Genomic DNA, 4,578 nt, shown 5'->3' with positions numbered 1-4,578 from the left:
GCGAGACCGACCCGCGCAATGCCGACTCCGACAACGACGGCCTCTCCGACGGCGTCGAGACGAGCACCGGAACCAACCCGCTCGATGACGACTCGGACAATGACGGCCTCCTGGACGGCAACGAGGACGCCGACCATGACGGGGTCGTCGACGCGGGCGAGACCGACCCGCGCAAGCTGGACACGGATGGCGATGGCCTCCAGGACGGCACCGAGAAGGGCCTGACTTCGCCTCAGGGCATGGGCACCGACATCACCGTCTTCCAGCCCGATGCGGACTCGAACACCAAGACGGACCCGCTGAACGCGGACACCGACGGCGGCAGCGTGTCCGACGGCGCCGAGGACAAGAACCACAACGGCCGCGTCGATGCCGGCGAGACCGACCCGCTCAAGGCCTCGGATGACAAGCCCGTGGTCGACACGGACGGCGATGGCATCCCCGACAGCGTCGAGACGGCCACGGGCACCGACCCGACGAAGGCCGACACCGACGGCGATGGCATCCCCGATGGCGTCGAGGACAAGGACCATGACGGTGTCGTCGACCCGGGCGAGACCGACCCGCGCAAGACCGACTCCGACAACGACGGTATCCCCGATGGCACCGAGGACAAGGACCACGATGGTGTCGTGGACGCGGGCGAGACCGACCCGACGAAGGCCGACTCCGACAACGACGGCATCTCCGACGGTGTCGAGACGAACTCCGGGACCAACCCGCTCGATGACGACTCGGACAATGACGGCCTCCTGGACGGCAACGAGGACGCCGACCACGACGGAGTCGTCGACGCGGGCGAAACCGATCCGCGCAAGCTGGACACGGACGGCGATGGCCTCCAGGACGGCACCGAGAAGGGCCTGACCTCGCCTCAGGGCTCGGGCACCGACCTCACCGTCTTCCAGCCGGATGCGAACCCGAGCACCCAGACGGACCCGCTGAACACGGACACCGACGGCGGCAGCGTGTCCGACGGCGCCGAGGACAAGAACCACAACGGCCGCGTCGATGCCGGCGAGACGGATCCGCTCAAGGCCTCCGATGACAAGCCCGTGGACCCCACCAAGGACACGGACGGCGACGGCATCCCCGACGCCCGCGAAGTGGAGATCGGCCTTGACCCGAACAAGGCGGATACCGATGGCGACGGCGTTGCCGATGGCGTGGACGGCCTCACCGACACGGACGGGGACGGCAGCCTCGACGCGCTCGACCCGGACAGCGACAACGACGGCCTCAAGGATGGTGAGGAGGACAAGAACCACGACGGTCGCTTCGACTCCGGCGAGAGCAACTCGAAGGATCCGGACACCGACGATGGCGGCATCTCGGACGGTGACGAGGTGAAGAGCAACTCCAACCCGCTCGATGACACGGATGACTTCCTCATCACGGGTCGGGGTTGCAGCACCTCGGGGGGTGGCTCTCCGCTCCTGTGGCTGGCGACGGTGCTGCTCGCCATGCCGCTGATGCGCTCGCGGCGCTCCTCGCGCCGGGGCACCGTGGCGGCCGGTGGGCTGCTGGGTCTCCTGGGTGTCCTGTCCGCTCCGGCGGCGGAGGCCCAGGCCCCGACCACCTCTCCCCTGTCCCAGTCCATCGACGTGCAGCGTTACAAGCCTGGCCCGGGCGCCACGGACATCCTCGGTGTCCATGGCGCGAAGGTGGACGGCCACCTCGGCTGGCACCTGGGTGCCTCGCTCAACTACGCCAGCAACCCGCTGAACTTCTACGATCCCCGCCAGGAGGACTTCGTCTACGGGATCATCGCCCACCAGGCGACGCTGGACCTGATGGGCTCGCTCTCGCTGTGGGACCGGTTCGAGCTGGGCGTGGTGCTGCCCGTCACGTACCAGGCCTCCGAGAGCGGTGCCTCCATCACGCCGGCCTTCGCGGACGGAGTGAGTGGCGCGGGCGTGGGGGACGTGCGGCTGGTCCCCAAGGCCCGCCTGCTGTCCGCGGGCGGGTTCGACCTGGGTCTCGTCGTCCCCGTGCTGCTGCCCAGCGCCGGCGGCGAGGGCTTCCGGGGTGGCTCGGGGGTGAGCGCGCGGCCCCAGCTCGTGGGTGAGTGGGGCAACGGCAACGGCCTGCGGCTGGTGGCCAACCTGGGCGCCAACGTCCAGCGCGCGGAGCAGGTGCGCAACCTGCGCACCGGCACCGAGCTGATGTTCGCCGTGGGCGCCCAGGTGCCCTTCTCCGAGAAGCTCGCGCTCCGCGCCAACGTCGCGGGGGCGTACGGGCTCAACGACCAGGACTCGGAGGGGCGCCCGCTGGAGCTGCTCGCGGCGCTGCAGTACCGATTCACCAAGGGGCTGGCGGCCCACGTGGGCGGTGGCCCGGGCATCACCCGCGGCTACGGCACTCCCGGCTTCCGCGTCTTCGCGGGGCTCGACTGGAGCCAGCCCGGGGAGCGCGCTCCGGCCACTCCGGCCGCTCCGACTCCTCCGCCCGCCCCCCTCGACACGGACGGGGATGGCCTCGCGGACGACCAGGACAAGTGCGTCAAGGTGGCCGAGGACAAGGACGGCTTCCAGGACGAGGACGGTTGCCCGGATCCGGATGACGACGTGGATGGCTTCCCGGACTCCAACGACAAGTGCCCCCGTCAGGCCGAGACGATGAATGGTGTCGAGGACGCCGATGGCTGCCCGGACCAGAAGCCGGCCGTGGACACGGACAAGGACGGCCTGATGGACGACCAGGACAAGTGCCCGGCCCAGCCCGAGGACAAGGACGGCTTCCAGGACGAGGACGGCTGTCAGGATCCGGACAACGACAAGGACGGTGTACCGGACTGGGAGGACCAGTGCCCGACCGAGCCCGAGGTCATCAACGGCGTGAAGGACGAGGACGGCTGCCCCGACGCGGGCAAGTCCAAGGTGCGCCTGGAGGCCTCGCGCATCGTCATCCTGGACAAGGTGTACTTCGCCACGGCCAAGGACGTCATCCTTCCCAAGTCCTTCGATCTGCTCAAGCAGGTGGCGGCGGTGCTGAAGGCCAACCCGCAGATCGAGCTGCTGCGCGTGGAGGGCCACACGGACAACCAGGGCAAGCCCGCCAACAACCTGCGGCTGTCGCAGCGGCGCGCGGACAACGTACGCAAGTTCCTCATCCGTGAGGGCGTCGCCGCGAACCGCCTCGAGTCGGCGGGCTACGGCCACACGAAGCCCGTGGACAACAACAAGACGGCGGCGGGCCGCGAGAACAACCGCCGCGTCGAGTTCAACATCCTGAAGGTCGCTGGCGAGGGCACCGGGAAGACGCCGTAACGGTCTCCCCCGGCCCGGCCGGTCAGAGGCGGCGCGAGCAGGCAACCCCCTGCTCGCGCCGTTTCCATTTGGAGCCCCCTCCCTCGCTCGGAGAGGGTTAGGGTAGGGGTGAACCTCCGAGGAAAAGCCCCGTGTCCTGCCAACCCCCGCGCCGCCTCATCTTCCCCCTGCTCGTCCCGGTCCTCCTGGCGGCGGCGCCCCCTCAGGTCGCTCCGGCCTCACCTCGCCTGGAGGATGCCGTCCCCGACACCTTCACCGGCGTGGAGCGCGTGGTGGCGGTGGGTGATGTGCACGGGGACGTGGACGCACTGAAGGAGGTGCTCCGGCTGGCCGGCCTCATCGACGAGAAGGGCCGGTGGAGCGGTGGCAAGGCGCACCTGGTGCAGACGGGAGATCTCCCGGACCGGGGAGAGCGCACCCGGGAGGCCTTCGAGCTGCTGATGCGGCTGGAGGGAGAAGCACTCGCGGCGGGTGGCCGGGTACACGCGCTGCTCGGCAACCACGAGGTGATGAACATGCTCGGGGATCTGCGCTACGTCACCCCGGGCGAGCTGGCCTCGTTCGCGGACCAGAGCGCCGCGCCGGATGCGCCCGGTACGCCGCGAGGGCTCGCCGGGCACCGCGAGGCGTACGGGATGAACGGGCGCTATGGCCGGTGGCTGCGCGCGCATGCCGCCGTGGTGCGCATCGATGACACGCTCTTCGTGCACGGGGGCGTCGCGCCGAACGTGCCGGCCAAGACGCTGGCCGAGCTCAACCGTTGGGTGCGGCAGGACCTCTTTCCCGGCAACCCGCCCGGCGGCGCCAGCAACCCGCAGGGGCCGCTGTGGTTCCGCGGCTACGCGACGGGCGAGGAGGAGGGCGCGGGTCTGGCCCTCGACACGGTGCTGCGGCGCTTCGGCGCGAAGCGGATGGTGATGGGGCACACCACCGACCGCGAGGGAAAGGTCCGCATCCGGTTCGGCGGAAAGGCGGTGTTCATCGACACCGGCTTGAGCACCGGTTACGGCAGACACCTCGCCGCGCTGGAGCTTCGCGGCGGCCGGATCACCGCGCTCTATAAGGAGGGGCGCGTGGAGCTGGTGGCGCCCGAGCCGGCCCAGGTTCCGAGCCCTCCCCCGCGCGCCACCCCCGCACCGCGCGTCAGTCCCTGAGGCCGGCTACAGCAGCCGCGCGCTGATGGCGCTGTGCACGTCCGCGCCCGCGTCGGTGAGCACGAGCCTCCGGCCGTCGAGCCTCGCCAGTCCGTGTTGCACCAGCCGGGCGATTTCCTTCCGGCGCGGCTCCGGATCCTGCCCGTGGAGCGTGC

At 70.3% G+C, this 4,578-nt stretch carries 2 protein-coding genes; both read left to right on the top strand.

Going from position 1 to position 4,578, the window contains the following annotated elements; translation table 11 throughout:
• Window positions 1-3,269, top strand: a 3,269-nt coding sequence (locus VF794_RS26765; protein WP_331115197.1) for an OmpA family protein, incomplete at its 5' end; no start/stop codon positions are given.
• A 131-nt stretch (window positions 3,270-3,400) separates the two neighbouring features.
• Window positions 3,401-4,423, top strand: a complete 1,023-nt coding sequence (locus VF794_RS26760) for a metallophosphoesterase (protein ID WP_331115195.1) — start codon at window positions 3,401-3,403, stop codon at window positions 4,421-4,423.
• Window positions 4,424-4,578 lie beyond the last annotated feature (155 nt).

The organism is Archangium sp. (assembly GCF_036389735.1).
Classification (GTDB): domain Bacteria; phylum Myxococcota; class Myxococcia; order Myxococcales; family Myxococcaceae; genus Archangium.
This window is presented reverse-complemented; position numbering and strand designations above follow the sequence as displayed.